This window comes from Synechococcus sp. CS-603 (genome assembly GCF_977929215.1).
The window spans coordinates 965,539-985,502 of record NZ_OZ376778.1 but is presented as its reverse complement, the minus strand read 5'-3'; the positions used below and the strand labels follow the sequence as shown (position 1 = coordinate 985,502).

General features: G+C 65.0%; 20 protein-coding genes and 1 tRNA gene. 10 read left to right on the top strand and 11 right to left on the bottom strand.

Translation table 11 applies throughout. From position 1 onward, the window contains the following. Positions 1 to 41: 41 nt before the first annotated feature. The 4 genes from ACXMDM_RS05070 to ACXMDM_RS05055 form a co-directional block, all read right to left on the bottom strand. Positions 42 to 257 (bottom strand): hypothetical protein, encoded by a 216-nt coding sequence (locus tag ACXMDM_RS05070; RefSeq protein ID WP_259723408.1) that lies wholly within the window; start codon positions 255 to 257, stop codon positions 42 to 44. 174 nt (positions 258 to 431) lie between these two features. Next, the gene (gene gad, locus ACXMDM_RS05065) at positions 432 to 2,135 is read right to left on the bottom strand and encodes a glutamate decarboxylase (RefSeq protein WP_259723407.1); all 1,704 of its coding nucleotides are present in this window, start codon (positions 2,133 to 2,135) and stop codon (positions 432 to 434) included. 20 nt (positions 2,136 to 2,155) lie between these two features. Beyond that, a complete protein-coding gene (locus ACXMDM_RS05060) occupies positions 2,156 to 2,719 on the bottom strand; it encodes a hypothetical protein (RefSeq protein WP_259723406.1) in 564 nt (187 codons plus the stop codon). A gap of 215 nt (positions 2,720 to 2,934) precedes the next feature. Next, positions 2,935 to 3,132, bottom strand: coding sequence for a hypothetical protein (locus ACXMDM_RS05055; protein WP_071800851.1), 198 nt, complete (start codon positions 3,130 to 3,132; stop codon positions 2,935 to 2,937). Positions 3,133 to 3,318: 186 nt separating this feature from the next. Here ACXMDM_RS05055 and ACXMDM_RS05050 point away from each other — a divergent pair, with 186 nt between their 5' ends. Then, positions 3,319 to 4,149, top strand: coding sequence for an amino acid ABC transporter substrate-binding protein (locus ACXMDM_RS05050; protein ID WP_259723405.1), 831 nt, complete (start codon positions 3,319 to 3,321; stop codon positions 4,147 to 4,149). 30 nt (positions 4,150 to 4,179) lie between these two features. Here the strand turns inward: ACXMDM_RS05050 and ACXMDM_RS05045 are convergent. Next, positions 4,180 to 4,261, bottom strand: a tRNA-Leu gene (locus tag ACXMDM_RS05045). 54 nt (positions 4,262 to 4,315) lie between these two features. On the opposite strand from ACXMDM_RS05045, the gene ACXMDM_RS05040 reads away from it, so the two are divergent. From ACXMDM_RS05040 to ACXMDM_RS05025, 4 genes are all read left to right on the top strand, one after another. Then, positions 4,316 to 5,002 (top strand): Ycf66 family protein, encoded by a 687-nt coding sequence (locus ACXMDM_RS05040; RefSeq protein ID WP_259723404.1) that lies wholly within the window; start codon positions 4,316 to 4,318, stop codon positions 5,000 to 5,002. A 103-nt stretch (positions 5,003 to 5,105) separates the two neighbouring features. Then, positions 5,106 to 8,135 carry an isoleucine--tRNA ligase gene (gene ileS, locus ACXMDM_RS05035; protein WP_370454102.1) on the top strand — a complete coding sequence of 1,010 codons (3,030 nt, stop codon included), beginning with the start codon at positions 5,106 to 5,108 and terminating at the stop codon, positions 8,133 to 8,135. A 240-nt stretch (positions 8,136 to 8,375) separates the two neighbouring features. Then, positions 8,376 to 9,365: a DnaJ C-terminal domain-containing protein gene (locus ACXMDM_RS05030; protein WP_071800847.1), complete on the top strand. Its 990-nt coding sequence runs from the start codon at positions 8,376 to 8,378 to the stop codon at positions 9,363 to 9,365. Next, positions 9,358 to 9,669: a chaperone modulator CbpM gene (locus ACXMDM_RS05025; protein WP_071800846.1), complete on the top strand. Its 312-nt coding sequence runs from the start codon at positions 9,358 to 9,360 to the stop codon at positions 9,667 to 9,669. The genes ACXMDM_RS05030 and ACXMDM_RS05025 overlap by 8 nt, the downstream gene beginning before the upstream one ends. 39 nt (positions 9,670 to 9,708) lie before the next feature. Here the strand turns inward: ACXMDM_RS05025 and ACXMDM_RS05020 are convergent, their stop codons facing one another. Together ACXMDM_RS05020 and ACXMDM_RS05015 are read right to left on the bottom strand one after the other, a co-directional pair. Next, positions 9,709 to 10,044 carry a DUF7734 family protein gene (locus ACXMDM_RS05020; RefSeq protein WP_071800845.1) on the bottom strand — a complete coding sequence of 112 codons (336 nt, stop codon included), beginning with the start codon at positions 10,042 to 10,044 and terminating at the stop codon, positions 9,709 to 9,711. Further along, complete coding sequence (locus ACXMDM_RS05015; protein WP_071800844.1) at positions 10,044 to 10,658, bottom strand: DUF3177 family protein; 615 nt, start codon at positions 10,656 to 10,658, stop codon at positions 10,044 to 10,046. The genes ACXMDM_RS05020 and ACXMDM_RS05015 overlap by 1 nt, the downstream gene beginning before the upstream one ends. A gap of 224 nt (positions 10,659 to 10,882) precedes the next feature. Between ACXMDM_RS05015 and ACXMDM_RS05010 the strand changes: the two genes are divergently transcribed. From ACXMDM_RS05010 to ACXMDM_RS04995, 4 genes are read left to right on the top strand one after another with little or no spacing between them, the layout of a single operon-like run. After that, positions 10,883 to 12,058, top strand: coding sequence for an FIST signal transduction protein (locus ACXMDM_RS05010; RefSeq protein WP_233830582.1), 1,176 nt, complete (start codon positions 10,883 to 10,885; stop codon positions 12,056 to 12,058). 7 nt (positions 12,059 to 12,065) lie between these two features. Next, complete coding sequence (gene trmB / locus ACXMDM_RS05005) at positions 12,066 to 12,767, top strand: tRNA (guanosine(46)-N7)-methyltransferase TrmB (RefSeq protein ID WP_071802113.1); 702 nt, start codon at positions 12,066 to 12,068, stop codon at positions 12,765 to 12,767. 44 nt (positions 12,768 to 12,811) lie between these two features. Further along, positions 12,812 to 14,170, top strand: coding sequence for an IctB family putative bicarbonate transporter (locus ACXMDM_RS05000; protein ID WP_071800843.1), 1,359 nt, complete (start codon positions 12,812 to 12,814; stop codon positions 14,168 to 14,170). Then, entirely contained in the window at positions 14,154 to 15,164 is a 1,011-nt protein-coding gene (locus ACXMDM_RS04995; protein ID WP_083544474.1) for an N-acetylglucosamine kinase, read from the top strand. The genes ACXMDM_RS05000 and ACXMDM_RS04995 overlap by 17 nt, the downstream gene beginning before the upstream one ends. Here ACXMDM_RS04995 and glmM read toward each other — a convergent pair. After that, positions 15,151 to 16,563 carry a phosphoglucosamine mutase gene (gene glmM / locus ACXMDM_RS04990; protein ID WP_071800842.1) on the bottom strand — a complete coding sequence of 471 codons (1,413 nt, stop codon included), beginning with the start codon at positions 16,561 to 16,563 and terminating at the stop codon, positions 15,151 to 15,153. The two genes, ACXMDM_RS04995 and glmM, sit on opposite strands and share 14 nt — an antisense overlap. Before the next feature lie 26 nt (positions 16,564 to 16,589). Next, a complete protein-coding gene (locus ACXMDM_RS04985) occupies positions 16,590 to 16,808 on the bottom strand; it encodes a hypothetical protein (protein WP_071800841.1) in 219 nt (72 codons plus the stop codon). A 69-nt stretch (positions 16,809 to 16,877) separates the two neighbouring features. Between ACXMDM_RS04985 and ACXMDM_RS04980 the strand changes: the two genes are divergently transcribed. After that, on the top strand, positions 16,878 to 18,917 hold the full coding sequence (locus tag ACXMDM_RS04980; protein WP_071800840.1) for a lytic transglycosylase domain-containing protein: 2,040 nt from the start codon (positions 16,878 to 16,880) through the stop codon (positions 18,915 to 18,917). On the opposite strand, the gene ACXMDM_RS04975 is transcribed toward ACXMDM_RS04980, so the two are convergent. Then, positions 18,914 to 19,504, bottom strand: a complete 591-nt coding sequence (locus tag ACXMDM_RS04975; RefSeq protein WP_233830580.1) for a hypothetical protein — start codon at positions 19,502 to 19,504, stop codon at positions 18,914 to 18,916. The genes ACXMDM_RS04980 and ACXMDM_RS04975 overlap by 4 nt on opposite strands. After that, complete coding sequence (locus tag ACXMDM_RS04970) at positions 19,501 to 19,914, bottom strand: NIL domain-containing protein (RefSeq protein WP_071800839.1); 414 nt, start codon at positions 19,912 to 19,914, stop codon at positions 19,501 to 19,503. Before ACXMDM_RS04970 ends, ACXMDM_RS04975 begins: the two co-directional genes overlap by 4 nt. Positions 19,915 to 19,964 lie beyond the last annotated feature (50 nt).

Sequence of the window (19,964 nt, the reverse complement as noted above, 5' to 3'; positions counted from 1 at the left end):
AATAAAAAGCTAATTTACCTATTAAGTCACGAAAAGAAGGCTTAGCTGGCTTTTTCATAGAGACGCTCAAGGCGCTCCCGACTGAGGTCTACATACATCACCGATTCCCCCTCAAGAGGTGCTTCAGGATGGCGATTATTCGTCTTGGCCTTCGATTTCAAGCCTGTCTGGTCAATGCTTTGGCGCATCAGAGCAAATGCCCCACCAGCAATCACGGCAAAGCAGGCGAAGTAAACAATTCCGAAAAGTGCTTCCATGGTCAGCTCATCTAAGTTTTTCTATCCTAGTGTAAAGATTTGTCTACCGTGGTCGCGCAGCCCCTCTGGGCTGCCATCCCATCAAGCAGTTTTCTCCTCGACATCGTCAGAGCACATCGGGAAAAGGCGAGCGCAGGCCAATTGGCTTCCCCCAGCACATCAATCACTGATAGGTCAATGATGAAAGCCACCGGCTTCATCGCCGCTGATAGGCCTTTGTTCAGGGTGGCGTCCTAAAAATTCCAGTGCTTGGCGGATGTCGTCTAGGAGCATGGTTGCCAAGTCACGGCTGACCCCATGACGCACAAGAATCCTTTGCACCGGTAGCTCTTCGCAGTGGGCGGGCAGCAGGTAGGCCGGCACTTGCCAGCCCCTGACCCGCAAGCGGTCGGCCAGAGAAAACAAACTGAATCCAGGCTCAATCCCCGGCTTCATCCTCCAGCACAACGCTGGAATCCCGTGATCAGGAGCACCTCCATAAATCATCTCAAAGGGTCCGAGCTTGCTGATTTCAGCAGCAAGATATTGGGCTGTTTCATAGCAAGCCATATGAATTTTTCGATAGCCTTCCATTCCTAAGCGCAGGAAGTTGTAGTACTGACAAATCACCTGTCCGCCCGGACGGGAAAAATTAAGCGCAATATCACGCATGTTGCCGCCGAGATAATTCACCCAAAAGACCATCTGCTCAGGCAAATCCTCAGCCGTTCGCCACAGGATCCAGCCAGCCCCGAGTGGAGCCAGGCCGAACTTGTGGCCCGAAGCATTGATCGAACGGACCCTTGGTAAACGAAAGTCCCAAAGAAGATCCGGGGAGCAGAAAGGGGCGAGGAAGCCGCCACTGGCCGCATCAACATGGATCGGGATGTCAAGACCTGTCTTCGCCTGGTAGGCATCCAAGGCGATCGATACAGCCTCAACAGGCTCATATTCTCCTGTGAAGGTTACTCCAAGAGTTGGCACCACACCGATCGTATTTTCATCGCAGCGGGCAATCACTTCCGCCTCTGTCATAATCAGGCGGCCCTCTTGCATCGGAATCTCCCGAAGCTCGACATCCCAGTAACGGGCGAATTTATGCCAGCACACCTGCACCGGACCGGTGATCAAGTTGGGCTTCTCCGTAGATTTCCCAAGCTGTTTGCGGCTGGCTTCCCAGCGACGCTTCATCGCCATCCCCCCCAGCATCGCTGCTTCGCTGGAGCCGCTGGTGGAGCTGCCGATTGAATCGGTGACCGTGGGTGAATTCCAAAGATCCGCGAGCATCAGAAGGCAGCGGCGTTCAATTTCTGCCGTTTGTGGATATTCATCCTTATCGACCATATTCTTGTCAATGCACTCATCCATCAGTTGATGGATCTCAGGCTCCACCCATGTCTGACAGAAGGTGGCCAGATTTTGTCTCGAATTTCCATCCAGCATCAGCTCATCATGGAGAGCCTCATAGACATGGCGAGGATCACTCTGCCGATGCGGAAAGTCAGCCTTCGGCAGACCCAGAGAAAAATCCGATGATCCATAGACATCATCCTCAGAATCTGGCTGGAATGCGACGTTATCTTGCACGGTTTGATTGGGCACAGTTTTGTCTTGCACAGTTTTATGTTGCATTGTCTTGTCTTGCAACGTCGTCACCCTGATTGGTTTGGGTTGTGCTGCCGGAATCGACAGATCGACAGAATGGTTTAGAGCGGGCTCCAGAAACCCTTGCTGTTGAGCCATACAGCCAGCAACAGCAGCGGCAACAAAACCGCTGCGAGGATCTGTAGTTTTGTTGTCCAGGGTTCCATAGGATTGAAGTGGCGTTGAAGGGGTGGCGTTGCGGCGATGATGTGAAGAGGTGGCGCTGAGGTGGTGGCTTTGAGGTGGATCCGACAAGGGCCTGATTCGAGGCCCGATCAGAAGCCCAGCTTGATGCGCTGCAGGGGAAGGGGTTCGCTGGCCGAAACATCGACTTTGCCGTTGACATTGGAATCAACCTGGCCCCGCAGCAGGGCCGACACATCGCCGTTCACGCTGGCTTCGACGTTGCCGGCCACCTGGGCATTGACACGGCCTCCCACCGTGGCATTGATCGGACCACGCACCGAAACTACCAGGTCCTTGGTCAGCTGAGGCACCGTGACAGACAGGGGCGCAGCCAGTTCCACTCCCTCGACCAAGGTGACGTTGGCAGCGATCGGCTTGGTCACAATCGGCTCGGTGCGGATTGGCGCCTGAATCTTCTCAACCAACAGTGGCGTCCTGATGCCGCCAACATCCACCAGGCCCGCCACAGGCAGGGGGGCATCCATCACCAGTTCAATCTTGATTGGCTGCTGAAGCAGCCGGCCGAGCCCCAACGAGAAAATCGCCGCTGTGGCCACCAGGGCGATGGGCCAGCGCAACGACAGCAGGCCGGTGGGGGAGCCGCCCTCCCCAGGCGGACGCGCATCCTGCTGGAGCGAAGGAGAATCAGTCATCGGAGAGAGGAAAACGGATAGGGCCATTGTGTTGGATGGCTGTTGTCAGATGGATGGCTGTTGTCAGCTGGATCGACGGGTATCGATGGGTGGCGCCAAGACAATGCTGTTGTTTGAATGACGAACACATCGGGCGATAAATGCCGAGCACCAGCGGGTGCTTCAAGTCGCGTCATCAAGCCAGGCGTTCTGACAAGACTCAGGGGCCCAAGAGCTCAGGGGCGTTCATTGGCGGAGAGGTCTTCGATGCGAGCAGCCAGGTTGAGGCAGCGATCCATCTCCTCCCAGAGAAGCTGCCGCCGATCGGCAGGAACCGCATAGGAACGGTGATGGAGGTCACGGGCCTGATACCGCAACGCATCGCGCAGGCGTTGCCAGTCATCGGAGCCCAGCTCAAGAGTGGAAGGGGACATGGTGGGAGCAAACCTCGGGGCTGCCGGGAGAACCGAAGACTCGATAAGTTCCCGCGCAGTAGCAGGCACCCATGGTACTTTAGCTGCTAATTCAGATTAGTATTAGTGATTTCTAGACTAGTTTTTTCGTCGTTAGGGATCCTGGCTGCCTTTTTTGCGGCAGGGCCCTCCCAGGCAGGACCTGTCATGGAGCAGATCGCCCGAACCGGCGTACTAACGGCAGGAACCAGCAAAGACGCCTTCCCCTACGCCTACAAGAACAAGCAGGGTGATCTGGTCGGGTATTCAATCGACATGATGCAGCGCATCAGTCAAGAGCTCGCGCTCGAGCTGGGGCGTCCTGTGCGCCTGAAATTGAAGGCACTTGATACAGACGAGCGCATTCCGATGCTTGCTTCCTCTAAAGTCAGCTTGGTGTGTGATGCCAGCAGCTTCACCTGGGAGCGTGATCGCAAGGTTGATTTTTCCGTGAGTTACGGAATCACGGGCACCCAGCTTTTGGTGCCCAGTGATTCCAGCCTTTCCTCGCCGGAATCACTGCTGGGGAAACGGGTTGGAGTGCTGCCGAGAACGACCAGTGAAATCGCCATTCGCAAGCATCAACCCGAGGCGATTATGGTTTTGATGGAAGACCGTGACAGCGGCTATCAGGCCTTGAGGGCAGGCGAGATTGATGCCTTTGCCGATGATGGCGTTCTGCTCTATTCATGGCTGGCGCGTCAACCCAAGCCAGCCCTGTTCAAGGTGGCAGCAGATGCTTATTCCAAAGAAGACATCGCCTGCATGCTGCCTCAGGATGATTCGGCATTTCAACGTATTGTTGACATAGCGCTGATCCGTTATATGCAGGGTTTCCTAGATAGACAAACGAAGGAAACGGCCATTTTTGATCAATGGTTCGGCCCCAACAGTGCGGCCCCCCTGACCGTGGATCTGCGCGAACTCTCGATCGAGACTATGCAGCTGATGGTGGACCTCAAAGAGGAAGCCCCAGCAACCGGCAAGGCAAGCCAGTAACCCCGTCGATCACGGGGCCTCCGCCCCAAGTGCCCACCGGGGGACTTGAACCCCCACGACCGAAGCCACTGGACCCTAAAACCAGCGCGTCTACCAATTCCGCCAGGTGGGCGTAGGTCCAACTGTATCGAGCGGCTCAGAATGGCCCCAGTCCTCACCAGAGCCCATGCTTGCCACTCTCGGCGGAATCCTGGCCCTGCTGGCCGGCTTGGTGGTGCTGGTGATTCCACTGTTGGTGCCCGAGCTGAGCCGGCCCCGCGATGCCTTCTGGGGTGCCCTGGTGCTGCTGCTGGGCCTGGTGCTGGTCACCAGCGCTGAACGGCTCAGCGGAGCGCCCATGTTGGCCGTGCTCTGCGGCGGGCTGTTGATCGGCCGACTCTCCACAGAGGTTGGCCTGGGGCGCTGGCGCCAACTCAGCGGCGAGGAACAGCAGCGCTTCTGGGCCCAGGAACGCTGGCAGAGCAGCCTGCAGCAGCTCGGGGCCGCCGCCGCCAGGCTGCTGAGCTTGGGGGTGGCCCGCGTCGCCGGCGTGGCGGACTGGCTGAAGCAACGGTCCCTGCCCAACCCAGCAACCACCTCCAAACGCTGGGTGCGGCCCGAGGCGCCGATCACCCCAGCGGAACCTTCAACCGAAAACCCAACTGAACCTTCAAGCGAAACTCCAGCCTTGGCTAATGGCCTGCCCGCACCAGCCGACGAACCGGAACCCGCCATCCAGCCGCAGCTCATCACCCCTGCAGCCGTGGTTGAGGTGAGCTCGTTCGCTGAGATCGACGCCCTGCTGCAACGCGCTGTTGCACCGGTTGCAGAGGAGAGCGAACCCGAGGCCGAGGAGCCACCAATCGCACCTTGAAGGGCCGGGGCCGATAATCGGTGGTTGCTGCCATCCAGGCGCTTTGACCGCCAGCCCGGCTTCCTACAAGGACACGCTCAACCTGCTGGAGACTCCATTCGGCATGCGGGCCCACGCCAAGACCCGCGAGCCCGAGCTGCAGGCCTTCTGGGCTCAGGAGCGGCTCTACGAACGCTTGAGCCGTGACAACCCCGGGCCGGTGTTCACGCTCCACGACGGGCCGCCCTATGCCAATGGCGCCCTGCATGTGGGCCACGCCCTCAACAAGATCCTCAAGGACATCATCAACAAATACGCCCTGCTCCGGGGCCGGCGGGCGCGGTTCGTGCCGGGCTGGGACTGCCACGGCCTGCCGATCGAGCTGAAGGTGCTGCAGAGCATGGGCAGTGAGGAGCGCCGCGCTCTCACCCCGATCGCCCTGCGCCAGAAGGCCCACGCCTATGCCCTCGAGCAGGTGGAAGGCCAGAAGGCCGGTTTCCAGCGTTGGGGGATCTGGGCCGACTGGGACGACGCCTACCTCACCCTGCAGAGGGGCTACGAGGCGGCCCAGATCGGCGTCTTCGGGCAGATGGTGCTGGCGGGCCACATCTACCGGGGCCTCAAGCCCGTGCACTGGAGCCCCAGCTCCCGCACCGCCCTGGCCGAGGCCGAACTCGACTATCCCGACGGCCACACGTCCCCGAGCGTCTACGTGGCCTTCCCGGTGACCGCGGCTCCAGAGGACATGGCCAAGGCGCTGGCCGCCGTTGGCATCAGCCCGAGCAGCGATCGCTCTGGGCTTGCCCCCCTGGGGCCCGCCTCCCTGGCGGTGGCGATCTGGACCACCACCCCCTGGACCTTGCCGGCCAACCTGGCGGTGTCCGTGAACGGCACGCTCGACTACGCCATCTGCCGCGCCAGTCGGACCGATGGCGCGGCAGATGGAGCCGCGGCGAACTGCCAGCACCTGATCGTGGCGGCGGCGCTGGTGGAGAGCCTGCAAACCAGCCTGGGGCTGCGCCTGGAACCCCTGCTGACCGTGAAGGGACAGCAGCTCGAAGGCCTCACCTATCGCCATCCGTTGCTGGATCGCAGCAGCCCGGTGGTGATCGGCGGCGACTACATCACCACCGAAGCGGGCACCGGCCTGGTCCACACCGCCCCCGGCCACGGCGTGGATGATTTCAACACCGGCAGAAAGTACAACCTGCCGGTGCTCTGCCCGGTGGATGCCGGCGGCACCCTCACGGCGGAAGCCGGGCCGTTCGCCGGGCTGAACGTGCTCAAAGACGCCAACGGCGCGATCATCGCCGCCCTCGAAGAGGCCGGCGCCCTGCTCAAGCAAGAGAGCTACGCCCACCGCTACCCCTACGACTGGCGCACCAAGAAACCGACCATCTTTCGCGCCACCGAGCAGTGGTTTGCCTCGGTGGAGGGCTTCCGCGCCGAGGCGATGGCCGCGATCGCCTCGGTGGAGTGGCTGCCGACCAGCGGCCGCAACCGGATCGAGGCGATGGTGCGCGATCGGGGCGACTGGTGCATCTCCCGCCAACGCACCTGGGGCGTGCCGATCCCCGTGTTCTATCACCGTGACAACGGGGCGGTGCTGCTCAATGCCGCCAGCCTTGATCACATCCAGGCCCTGATCGCCGAGCACGGTGCCGGCGTCTGGTGGGAGCGCAGCGAGGCCGAGCTGCTGCCACCGGAGCTGGCCGGCGAGGCCGATCAATGGCGCAAGGGCAGCGACACCATGGATGTCTGGTTCGACTCCGGCTCCTCCTGGGCGGCGGTGCTGGGAGGCCTGGACCCTGCCAAGGCGACAGGCGACGACCTGCTGGCGGCCCCAGGCGGCCAAGGCGCTGACCCGAGCCCCCTCCATTACCCCGCCGATCTCTATCTGGAGGGTTCCGACCAGCACCGCGGCTGGTTCCAGAGCAGCCTGCTCACGTCGGTGGCCGTCAACGGCCAGGCGCCCTACAAACGGGTGCTCACCCATGGCTTCACCCTCGATGAGAAGGGTCGCAAGATGAGCAAATCCCTGGGCAATGTGGTCGATCCGGCCGTGATCGTTGAAGGCGGCCGCAACGAGAAACAGGAGCCCGCCTTCGGCGCCGATGTGCTGCGGCTGTGGGTGAGTTCGGTGGATTATTCCGCCGATGTGCCGCTGGGGCCGGGGATCGTCAAACAGCTGGCCGATGTGAGCCGCAAGGTGCGCAACACGGCCCGTTATCTGCTGGGCAATCTGCACGATTTCGACCCCAGGCCGCAGAGCGAGGGCGGTTCAGCGGTCCCGATGGCCGAGCTGCCCCTGCTCGATCGCTGGATGTTGCATCGCACCGCCGAGCTGATCGAGGAGGTGAGCGCTGATTTCGAGCGCTACGAGTTCTACCGCTTCTTCCAGGCGTTGCAGAACTTCTGCGTTGTGGATCTCTCCAACTTCTACCTCGACATCGCCAAAGACCGCCTCTACGTGAGCGCGGCGCATTCGCCGCGCCGCCGCAGCTGCCAGACCGTAATGGCCTTGGTGGTGGAGCGCCTGGCCGGACTGATTGCCCCGGTGCTCTGCCACATGGCTGAAGACATCTGGCAGAACCTCCCCTACCCCGTGCGCGAGACCTCGGTGTTCGAACGCGGCTGGCCCCAATCGGCAGCCGAGTGGACGCTCACGCCCGCCGAGCAGGCGACGATCAGCACCCTGCAGGGACTGCGCAGCCAGGTGAACCGCCAACTGGAGGCCTGCCGCAAACCCAAGCAAGAACAGGGCGGCATCGGCTCCTCCCTGGAAACCAGGCTGCAGCTAGAGCTGGTCCAGGGCGAAGGCGCGGCGGCCTTGCGCTCCGCCCTGGACCAACTTGAGCAGAGCGCCTCAGCGGATGTGGACAACCTGGCCGATTGGCTGCTGGTGTCGGAGCTGGAGATTGGCAGCGGCGAAGGCCGCGATCAACTGGCCGAACCGTTTGCCGAGCTACTGGCAGAAGCCAGCGAAGGGGGAATCACCCTGCGCATTGCCCGGGCCAGGGGCGAGAAGTGCGAGCGCTGCTGGCACTACGAAACCGACATCAGCGCGCACGTGCTCAACGCCACGGTGCATGGTCGCCTCTGCGGCCGCTGCCACACCATCCTCTCGACGCAAGCCCCCCTCGCGGTTGAATAAGAGCGCTGGGAAAAGCGAGGCCTTCTCAGTTGTTCTGGGGCCAGCAAAGCGATTGGCTTGCTTGCGCGTCCATGCATTTCCCCTTGCACTCCCCTTGCACTCGGCAGTGACCTTCTCAGTGACCAGCGCAGTAACCACCGCAAGAAAGCTGCTGTTGCTGTTGTTGCGGCTACTCCTGAACAAGCTGACGGGAATCACACCTAGCCTTCCCCAAGAGCGAGTGACGCTCTGGTTGGTCTGATGAAATTCAAGGATTACTACTCCACCCTTGGCGTTGAGAGGGAGGCCTCCAACGACGAGATCAAAAAGGCGTTCCGAAAGCTTGCACGCCAATACCATCCCGACGTTGCCAAGGATCAGGAATCAGACCATAAGTTCAAGGAAATCAATGAGGCTTACCAGACCCTCTCTGACCAAGAGAAACGTGAGGCCTATGACCAGCTGGGTCGACACAGCCCCGGCGAGGACTTCCGCCCCTCACCGGAATGGGACAGCCGCTTCTGGCAAGACGGCGCATCTCAAGGCGCTAGTGCCCCAACCGGTGATCCAACCATTGATCTGGCCGATCTGTTCGAGCAGATGGGGTTCCGCTCAGCCCATCAGGGGCGCTCTGGCGAGGCCGCCTTTTCACGGCGCGGGCAGGACTACGAAGTGGCGACCACCATCAGTCTTGAAGATGCGGCCCGTGGCAGCGAAGTCGCCTTGGACCTCGATGTACCGGAGATAGGCCTCGATGGCACCATGCATCGGGTTTCAAAAACAGTCCGTCTGCGCGTCCCCAAAGGCGTCATCGACGGCGAACGACTGCGCGTGGCGGGCCGTGGCGCTGCTGGAATCGGCAAGGGGCCAGCCGGTGATCTCTATCTCGCCATTCGTCTGCAGCCGCATCGACTGTTCAAGGCCGTCGGCCACGATCTCTATCTGGAAGTACCGATCACGCCATCAGAGGCCGTGCTTGGCGGCGACATCGAAGTGCCCAGCCTGGACGGTCGCTTGACGTTGAACGTGAAACCGGGAACGCGGGGTGGGCAGACCTTGCGCCTGGCCGGCAAAGGCTTGCCGAAACGGAAGCAAGGTTCAGGGAACCTATACTGCGTGCTTCAAATCGCCACCCCTCCCTCGCTCAGCGATCGGGAGCGAGAGCTCTATCAAGAGCTTGCGAAACTCTCCACATTCCAGCCACGGTTACATCTTCAAGACGGTCAACAAGGAGACCAAAGCAATGGCTGAAGAGATCCTTCTGATTACGGACGACGACCAACCGATCGGGCTTGATGAACTTCTCGACGCGTCCGGCCTGGTTCACGACGACGTCATCGAGCTTGTCGCGATCGGTGTGTTCCAGCCCCTTGGAACCGCTTCCACCTGGACCTTTCAGGCCCGCACCCTGCATCAGGCCCGCCGGGCTGCCCGCTTGCGCGACGATTTCGGCCTCAACGCTCCGGGCATGGCCTTGGCGCTGACCTATCTCGAGCGCATGGAAGTTCTCGAGGGCAGGCTGCGCGAGCTCGAATCGCTGCTACCTCGCCCCTGAGAACCTTCGTGCACTAACAACCTTCGAGGCTCTCCAGCTTCAAAGCCAGGCTTGCGGGCCCAGCAGGGCATCCGGCATCAGAGGCCCCGCCAGCAGTTGCTCATCGCGGGGGTTGAGCGGCCCCTGCAGCAGGTCGGCACTCTCCAGCTCCGCCCCCGCTGGCAGGGCCGCTTGATCTGGATCGAAGGCAGTGGGATGGGTGACGCTGCTCGAGAAGCCACGGAAGATCAGCAACTCGAAGGGTTCTTGCCCCGATGGGTCCTGCGCTGCTGGGTCCTGTGATGCTGGCAGTGGCAGCGTGCCCCGCAGCCTCAACACCCGGTCCGGCCGGCCGCGGCTGATCGCTTCGAGCTGGCCAACCAGATCGCCTGTCATCAGAATTCTCCAGCCACCCGGCCTTGCCGGGGGAAGCGCACCAGCAGCCACTGCAGCAGACCCACCGCATAGGCCACCAGAGCCACATAGCCGATGAACGCCGTGAGGGTCGCAGTGAGATCTGCCCCGAAGACGAAGGCGAACACCCTGGCGACCAGGAGATGGAGCCTCTGGGGTGCCTCCAGCCAGACCTGGCAGACGGGACGATCCAGTTGCCCCCACAGGCAACTGAGGGCGGAGGCGCTCAGGGCCGCCCCCAGCAGGCCGAGCACGCTGAGCGCCCAGCGCCAGGTGCGCACCGTCAGCGGCAGGGGGCGCCAGGGCGGCAGGTCGGCGAGCTCCTCGTTGAGATCCACCCAGAACCAGACTGAGGCCACCATCAGCAGCTGGGCCAGCACGCCGAGCGCGTAGCCCAGCGGCCTGGCGTCGACCAGCAGCAGCACCGTGATCGCCAGCAGGCTGGCCACCTTCCAGTAGAGGGTCATCAGGCGCACCATCGCCCCCTCCCGTCGCAGCGCCGCCCATACCAGCAACACCAAGGGCAGGCCAACGGTGAACACCACCGCCAGTCGATAGTCGAGCCACACGAGGGTGCGGTAGAGCGGATCTGGCACAGACGGGGTACGGGAAGCGCCATTATCCGTAGTCGTGCATCGGCAGTAGGGTCCGAGCCATGTCTCCGCTCTCACTGCCTTCCTGGCTTGGATCTTCCTGGCTTGGATCTTCCTGGCTTGGGTCGTCCTGGGTTAAGCCCTCCTGGTTTCCAGGGAGCGACGAAACGGCCTCCGCCCAGACGGCTCTTTCCCGCAACGCCTCAATTGAGGGCGCTGTCGACGAGGTGGTGCAAAACCTCGACAGGCGGTCTCCGGCAGACCTCGCCCTGGTGTTTTGTGCCTCCAGTTATGCCAGCGACCTGCCGCGCCTGCTGCCGTTGCTGCGCGCCAAAATCAATGCATGCCACTGGATCGGCTGCGCCGGTGGTGGTGTGGTCGGCAGCGATGCCCAAGGGGCTGCCCATGAAGTGGAGCAGCAACCGGCGCTGAGCGTGATCCTGCTCCGTCTGCCGGGCGCCGAGCTGCAGCTGTTCGAGCTCGACACCAAAGTCCTGCCGGATCTCGACGGCGACAGCCAGGACTGGGTGAATTGGGTCGGTGCCGATCCCGCCCTCGCGCGCTCGATGTTGCTGTTCGTCGATCCCACCAGTGAGTCGATCAATGATCTGATCAGCGGCATCGACTACGGCTTTCCCGGCGTCGACAAGATCGGTGGAATCGCTGGCCATCACAGTTCCAACCACGGGTCGCTGTTGATCAACGACCGGGTCGTGCGTGGTGCGGTGGGCTGCTTGATCGGCGGCGGCTGGCGGATTGACCCGGTGGTGGCACAGGGCTGCCGGCCGATCGGCCCGGTCTTTGAAATCGAGAAGGCCGAGCGCAACGTTGTTCTGCAACTCAGTGCAGGACAGGAACGCAACACGCCGGTGAACTGCCTGCAGGGAATCCTCCAGTCGCTGACTCCCGTTGAACGGGAGCAGGTCCGGCACTCCTTGTTTCTGGGCGTGGGTCGCAGCAGTTTCAGCCTTGCAGGCCCAGGCAACCCTCCCGAGCCCACCGCCTTTCTTGTACGCAACCTGCTGGGCGTCGATCCCCGCAATGGCGCCGTGGCCGTGGCCGAGCGCCTGCGGGTCGGCCAGCAGGTGCAGTTTCAGCTCCGTGATGCCGCCGCCTCACGCCAGGAGCTACGCCTGTTGCTGCGCCGCCAGGCCACACACGAAAGCACCCCGCTCGCCGCCCTGGTGTTTGCCTGCCTGGGTCGGGGCCAGGGGCTCTATGGCCAGCCGGATGGCGACGTGACGCTCTGCCATGAGCAGTTCCCCGCCCTGCCCATCGCCGGCGCCTTCTGCAATGGCGAAATCGGCCCCGTGGCCGGCACCACCTATCTGCATGGCTACACCGCCAGCTGGGGCTTTCTGGTGCCCAACATCCCGCCGGACCAGGCGGCGGCGGGGGAGTGAGCGGATGGTGCGTCAGCACGTCAATCCGCTCAGCAGCGTCCACCAGCAGCCGCGGACCCTGCCACCGCCACAGGCCCTCTTCAGCCATCCGCGCCAACCCCTTCACCTCGACATCGGCAGCGCCAGGGGCCGCTTCCTGCTGGCGCTGGCTCCCCAGCAGCCGGATTGGAACTTCTTCGGAGTCGAAATTCGCCGAGGCCTCGTTGACGCCGCCGAGCGCGACCGCGAGCATCTGGGGCTCGGCAATGTTGCTTTCCGGTTCTGCAACGCCAATGTGAGCCTCCAGGACTGGCTCACCGCTCTGCCGCCCGGCCAGCTGCAACGGGTGACGATCCAGTTTCCCGATCCCTGGTTCAAGCGGAAACACCAGAAGCGCCGTGTGCTGCAACCAGCGCTTCTCCATGCCATCGCCAGCGCCCTCGCCCCGGGAGGCGAGCTGTTCCTGCAGAGCGATGTCGCCGCTGTGATCGAGCCGATGGTGGCGCTCAGCGAAGCCTGCGGCGCCTTCGATCGGCCCAGAACTGACCCACGGCCCTGGCGAACGACCAATCCGCTGCCGGTGGCCAGCGAGCGGGAGCAGCACGTGCTCAGCCAAGGCCAACCCGTCTACCGGGTGCTCTACCAGCGCACAACGGCAGCGTTGCGACCCCTCGCCAGGCTGGAGGCGGTTGCCGAGGCCACCCATAATCGCGCCATCAGCGCTGCGTAAGGCCCCGATCCAGCACCTTCCGCAGCGATTTCCCAACCCGTCTGATGCCGGCCGCCGCTCCAGCCCCGCCAATTCCACCGGCCATCCCTGCGCCGATCCCCGCGCCGGTTCCCTGGTTGCTGCGCTGGCAGGGCCTGCTGGCTGACGCCCCAACCGGTTTGTTGTCACGGCAGCTGGCCGGCCTCTCGGGGCTGGTGCTCTGCATCTTGATGGCCGGCCTGCCGTTCCTGACCCGGGCGGGCCTGGCCCTGCTGGTTCTGGCCTGCGGCCTGCTCTGGATGCTCTGGGCGCTGCGGACGCCAGCGGGGCGGATCGGACCGATCAGCGGCTGGTTGCTGCTGCTGCTGGGGGTGGCGGTGCTGGCCACAGGCTTCTCGCCGGTTCCCACCGCCGCCGCCAAGGGCCTGCTGAAGCTGCTCAGCTACCTCGGCGTCTATGCCCTGATGCGCCAGTTGCTGGCGAACTCTCCGGCTTGGTGGGACCGGATCGTGGCCGCCCTGCTGGCTGGTCAGTTGCTGGCGTCGGTGATCGGCATCCGCCAGCTTTACGTCGATTCCTCTGCCCTGGCCCGCTGGTCGGATCCGAATTCAGTCGCCCGCGGCACTGTGCGGATCTACAGCACCCTGGGGAACCCCAACCTGCTGGCGGGCTATCTGCTGCCGATCCTGCCGCTGGCGGTGGTGGCCCTGCTGCGTTGGCGGGGCGTAGGTGGCCGCCTTTTCGCGCTCACCTCGCTGCTATTGGGCAGTACGGCCCTCTACTTCACCTACAGCCGCGGAGGCTGGCTGGGCCTGGTGGCAGCCCTGGGCAGCCTGGGACTGTTGCTGGTCTGGCGCTGGATCGGACACTGGCCCGTGCTCTGGCAACGCCTGTTTCCGTTGTTGCTGCTGCTGCTCGGAGCTGCGGCCCTGGCGGTAGCGATCGCCCTGGTGGAGCCGCTGCAGGTGCGGCTGATGAGTTTGCTGGCAGGTCGGGAAGACAGCTCCAACAATTTCCGCATCAACGTCTGGATGGCGGTCCTGCAGATGATTCAGGACCGCCCCTGGCTGGGCATCGGCCCGGGGAACAACGCCTTCAACCTGATCTACCCCCTCTACCAACAGCCCAAGTTCAATGCCCTCAGCGCCTATTCCATTCCCCTGGAACTGGCCGTCGAGGGGGGGCTGCCGGGGCTGCTCGCCGGACTTGGCCTGTTCTGGAGCAGTGTCCGCTGCGGCCTGAGCCAGTTGCGCAGCCCGGCAGGCCTGGCCCTGCCGGCGATCGGGGCCCTGGCGGCCATCGTCGGCCTCGGGGTGCAGGGCCTCACCGACACGATCTTTTTCCGGCCGGAAGTTCAACTGACCGCTTGGCTCTGCCTGGCCACCCTGGCCGTCCTGCCCCCGTCAGATGACCGCAACCACTGAAAGCGGAGCGATCGCAGGTCCCCTGCTGGCTGGCTTCGATGCCGGCCAGACCCACACCACCTGCCGACTGGCCCGCCTGCGCGGCGATGGACGCCTGTTCACCGTGGCCGAGGGCAGAGGTCCGGGGGTCAGCCATCTGGCGGCGAGCGGGGGGCCGGAGCGTTTTGCGCTGGCGCTGACAACCAGCCTTGGCCAGGCCCTCGGGCCCGGAACGCAGCCCGATCTCGCAGCGGCCGCCGTCGGGGCCAGCGGCATCGAGCAGGGCACCGCCATCCAAGAACAAGGCAGGGCCCTGGCGGCCGCCGCGCTGGCCATGCCCTTGCCCCAGGTTTTGGTCACCGGCGATGAGCGCACGGCCCTGCGCGGGGCCCATGGCGACCTCCAGGGCAACAGCGCCGGCATCGTGGTGATCAGCGGCACCGGCAGCATCGCCTTGGGCCAGGATTCGGCCGGCCGGGAACACCGCTGCGGAGGCTGGGGCTGGCTGCTGGATCGCTCCGGCTCCGCCTGCGACATCGGGCGCGACGCCTTGAGCCTCTCCCTGGAGATGGCCGATGGACGCCGCGGCGAATCCCCCTTGCGGCAGGCGATCTGGCAGGCCTTAGCCCAGCCAGCCTCTGCCCAGACCATCAAGGCCCTGGCGGTGGACCCCAACTTCGGCGCGGCAGGCTTTGCCCGGCTCGCGCCGACGGTGGACGCTCTGGCCGCCAGGGGAGACGCCGAAGCCCAGGCCGTGCTCGACGCCTCGGCCCTCGGTCTGGCGGGCCTGGTGCACGGTGTCGCCCGCGCCCTGGCCATGGAGCAGGCGCAGGTCTGCGGACTCGGGGGCGCCCTGACGCACCTGCCCCGCTTCGCCGCCGCCTTCACCGCCGCCCTGGGCCATGTCCTGCCGGATGCCAGCAGCGTGACTGCCCGCGGTGATGCCTGTCAGGGAGCCCTGTGGCTGGCCGCCGACAGCCTGCCGATCAACAGCCTGCGGATCAGGCCGGGTTGAGCTCGGACTGGGCCAGGGCCGCCAGATGGGACGACCAGTGATCCACCTGGTCCTGCTCGGCCGCCTCGACCATCACACGCAGGAGTGGTTCGGTGCCGCTGGCCCGCACCAGCACCCGGCCGGAGCCGGCCATCGAGGCTTCCGCCTGCTCCACTGCCCGGCGTAATGGCTCACTCTGCTGCCAGTGCTGGCGGCGTTCCAGGGCGGGGACGATGACATTGACCAGCCGCTGGGGGTAGGGACGGAAACTGCTCTCCATCCACTCAGCCAGGGACCCGCCCCGGCCATGGATCAGGCTGGCCACCTGCAGGGCTGTGAGCAGGCCATCGCCGCTCATGCCGTGCTGCAGCGAAAGGATGTGGCCGGATTGTTCACCGCCCAGGGCCGCACCGCTGGCCTCCATGGCGGCGTGGACATGCTGGTCGCCGACGGCGGTGCGATCGAGTAGGCCGCCACGGCCCTGCCAGGCCCGCTCGAAGCCGAGGTTGGACATCACCGTGGCCACCAGGCGGTTGTCCGGCAGCTGGGCGGCTTCCTGCAGGGCCCCACCCCAGAGAAAGAGAATCTGATCGCCGTCCACCACCCGGCCGCGGCCATCGACGGCCAGCATGCGATCGGCATCGCCATCAAAGGCAAAGCCCATCTGGGCCCCTGACGCCAGCACAGCCTGGCGTAATGGCTCCAGGTGGGTGCTGCCGCAACCCACATTGATGCGGCGTCCATCGGGCTCGCCATGCAGCACCTGGAGGTCGGCGCCCAGGGCCCGGAACACCTCAACGCCACAGGCGGTGGCCGATCCCCAGCAGAGATCGAGAACGATTTTGCAGCCCTGCAGACGGCTTCCCGCCACGCTCTCCAGCAACGCGGTGCTGTAGTCAGCCAGCAAGTCGGTGCGTTGGTGGGCCGGGCCGCAGCGGTAGGCCCCATCTTCCCCCCGGTCGTTCGTGGCGGTGGCCCCAGGCTCACCGCGCAGACCGGCTTCGATGGCCTGCTGCACCTCTCTGCTGAGTTTGGCGCCGGAGGAGCCGAACAACTTGATGCCGTTGTCTTCCGGTGGGTTGTGGCTGGCGGAAACCATCAACCCTCCGGCCGCTCCCAGGCGGCGGATGCTGCCGGGAACCGCCGGGGTAGGACAAAGCCCGAGGTTCCACACTTCACGGCCCGCAGCGGTCAGGCCCGCCGTCAGCGCCGCAGCCAGCATCGGACTGCTGGTGCGGGAGTCCATGCCGATCAGCACGGGCCCCTTGGCCGGCAGCACATGGCCGCACCAGTAGCCCACCTGCAGGGCCAGCGCTGGGGTGATCAGGGTGCCGACCCGGCCACGGATGCCATCGGTGCCGAAACCGGGGGTGGAGGAACCCTGGGGTGGACCGACGGGAAGGGACGCCAGCTCCGTCATCCGGGCACCTATCGCTGGGCTGCAGGTTACGCGCTGCGGCGGGGCCACCAGGCCCAGCGCACCAATTCAGCGATGGCCCAGAGCAACAGGCTGCCCACCACCCAGCCCGGCAGGGCCTGGAGCGGCCAGATCGGCCGCAGGGCCACCACAAGCCCAGCGGTCAGGACCACCGCCACGGCCCGGCGGCGCTGGGCAGCTCCGGGCAGGGTGGTGAAACGGGCTGGAAGCGATGGAAACAGGCCCATGGTGCGGTGAAGCTGTCCCCCCAGAATGCCGGCAGCTGAGGAAGGCCTCGGCCGCTCCCGTCCCTCTCCGTGCCCCAACCCCCTGCCATCGCCTCTCCAGCGCGGGGCCTGCTGACCCTTGCCCTCACCATCGTGGGCAGCGGCGCCGTGCTCTTCCTCGGCCGCCAGGCCCTGCAGCGGCGGCCCCTGCCGACCCCCGCCACACCCTCGGACCAACTGGTGCGCAGTCGCCGCTGGGATCCCGATCCCCAGCGGCGACGGGAGGCCAGCCTGCTGCTCCAGGCTGGCGCCAAGGCCGAACCCACCCGGCAGCGCCTCCTGCTGGCTGGTCAGGCCTGGGGCAGCGACCCTCTGGCGGCACTGGTGCTCAAACTCGACGCTCAGGCCGCCACGGACCTGGGCCAGGACGGCGAAGCCGAACTCCTCTGGCGTCAGCTGCTGCGGCGGTTCCCGTCGGCTCCGGCCACCGCCGATGCGCTCTATGCGCTCGGTCGCCAGGAACCCAGCAGGCGAGCGCTGCTGCAGCAACGCTTCCCGGCCCATCCCGCCGCCTTAGCCGCCGCCGTGGAGGCCGGCCCCAGCCCGGACGCCCTGCTAGAGGGAGCCCTTCACCTGGCCCGTTGGGGCGCGCGCTGGCCGGGAGCGGCCGGCAAGATCGGCGAGGCCTGCCGTCTCCAGGCTGCCAACCTCAGCGCCACGGCCCGCAGCCAGCTGGCCGGAGCCCTGGCGGAGCTGGGCGATGGCGCCGGAGCCCTGGCCTGCCTCGGTAACCAGCCCGGCGGTAACCAGCCCGGCGAGGCCGCCACTGAGCTGGCCCTGGGCCGCACCTTGCTCCAGGGCCAAGAGGAGCAGCAAAGCCAGGGAGCGGAGCGGTTGCTGGCCCTGAGCCGGCGCCAGCCCGCCAGCTCTGCGGCCATGGAAGCGACCCGCCTGCTCAGTCAGAGGCCAGAGGGCCTGACGCTGCTGGACCGCTTGCCCGGCCCGTTGCAGCAGACCGCCCCGGTGCAGGCCCGCCGCGCCATCGAGAGCGGCGAAGGCTGGCAGTCGGTGCTGAAGCGCTGGCCAGCCGATCCGGCCAGCTGGGAGTTGCAGTGGGACCTGGCCCGCCCACTGCTGCTGGAGCAGCAGTGGGCGGCAGCCGCAGCGGTTCTCGGCGCGCTGCCCGCCGAAGGGCTGCCGGAACCCCAGGCCGCGCGCCAGCAGTTCTGGCTTGCGTTTGCCGAGCAGCGCCAGGGTCAGAGCGCGCTGGCTCGCCGCCGCTGGCAGGACCTGCTGCTGCGCTCCCCCTGGGGGTACTACGGCTGGCGCGCCAAGGTGAGGCTGGGCCAGGGGGAACGCAGCCTCCTGCTCGCAACCGTGGAACCAACCGCGCCATTGGAACCGCTGAGCTGGCAACCGCTGCAAAGTGGTGAGCCTCGGCTGGATCAGCTCTGGCGGCTTGGCCAGCCCCTGGAAGCCTGGGAGATGTGGCGACACCAGCGGGGCGACACCGAGCCCACAACCCCGGAACTGCTGGTCCTGGAGGGCCGGCTGCGTCAGGGGGTCGGCGATGACTGGACCGGGCTGGACCAGCTGGAGCGGGCGAACCTGCGCTGGATTGCCCCCCCCTGTCCGAGCAGCCTCGACCTGGAGCGTTCACTCCATCCCGTGCGCTACGGAACGGTGTTCTCCCAGGCGGCCCAGGCGGCCGGGATCGATCCCAGGTTTTTGCTGGCTGTGGCCAAGCAGGAATCCCGCTTCGCCGCGGCGGTGACGTCAGCAGCAGGCGCCGTCGGCCTGCTGCAGCTGATGCCGGCCACCGCCGCCGAGCTAGCAGGCAAGCCGCTGAGCACCGAGCAGCTGCAGCAACCAGCCATTAATGCCCCGCTGGGAGCGCGCTATCTCGCTGAACTGTTGCGCCTGTGGCAGGGCAATCCCTTTCTGGCGATCGCCAGTTACAACGCCGGTCCCGGGGCCGTGCAGGGCTGGCTTGAGCCCCAGCTGCAAACGGAACCGGAGCTGTGGGTGGAGGCCATTCCCTTCCCCGAGACCCGGCATTACACCAAAAAGGTGCTGGGCAATCTCTGGACCTACCAGCAGTTTGATGGGCTGCGCTGCGCGGCTCCCTAAGCCTGCGCCGAAAGATGCCAAAACCGGCCCAGCCAGACCCCGAGCATCACGTAGGCGCTCAGGGCAATGGCGGCAGGGATAGGCGGCGGCACAATTCGAATTCGCGTCAGATCAAGCCGGGCCAACAGCACCGACGTGGCCAGAATCAGCATGTCGGCCAGCACACTCAGCCGCAGCAGATAAAGGGCGGCGATGGTGACCAGAAAAAGGGTCAAGACCAGGGTCATCACCCGGCTGGCGGCCATCAGTGCCGAAAGCTGGCGCATCAGCAGTGATGGCATCGTGCAGACGACGACGACCAGGATGGCCTGAAAACATTCCAGCGTCCAGGAAATATGGTGATTGAGGTCCAGGGTCCAGAGCAGGGTTTTAGGCGGTGAATCCAGCGTCGACCAATGCATGCCGAGATAGACACTGACCGCCAGCAAGAGCAGCAGCAGCGGTGCCCGCAGCGGCACCATGGTGAAGTTGAACAGGGCTTTCAGCAGGCGCAACGGCCAGGGCAACGGCTTTGGCACCACCCTGGGGCGGCCGGCCACCGGCAGCGATCTCACCAGGTTGGGAGCTGGGTGGAAAGGGCGGGTCATCGCGACTCCAACACCAGGGCGATGGCGTCGAGCGGGCAACTGGGGATGCACTGCTCACAGACCAGACAGCGCTGGGCATCGAAGTTGAGCTGCCAGGAGGGAAGGCCGCTGCTCAAGGCGCCGCTGGGGCAGACGCTGGTACAGATGCCGCAGTCAACGCAGCGTTGGCGGTCGATGCGGATTTCGCCCTGGGCCCTGTCCAGCTGCAGACCCAGACCCTCGAGCCACTCCTCGGCGGCGGCCAGCTCGTCGATGTCACCGGAGAGTTCAACAACCATCGTGCCGCTCCGGTTGGGTGCGATCTGGGCCCGCAGGATCTTGGCGGCGATGTCGTAATCGACCGCCAGCCGATAGGTGATCGGCTGGTGCACCGCCTCGCTGGGGAAATGAATGGTGAGACGGTGCTTCACCGGGAATGGCCGCGTGCGATCTTCAGTTTGGCCCGGCCGCAGCTGGGGCG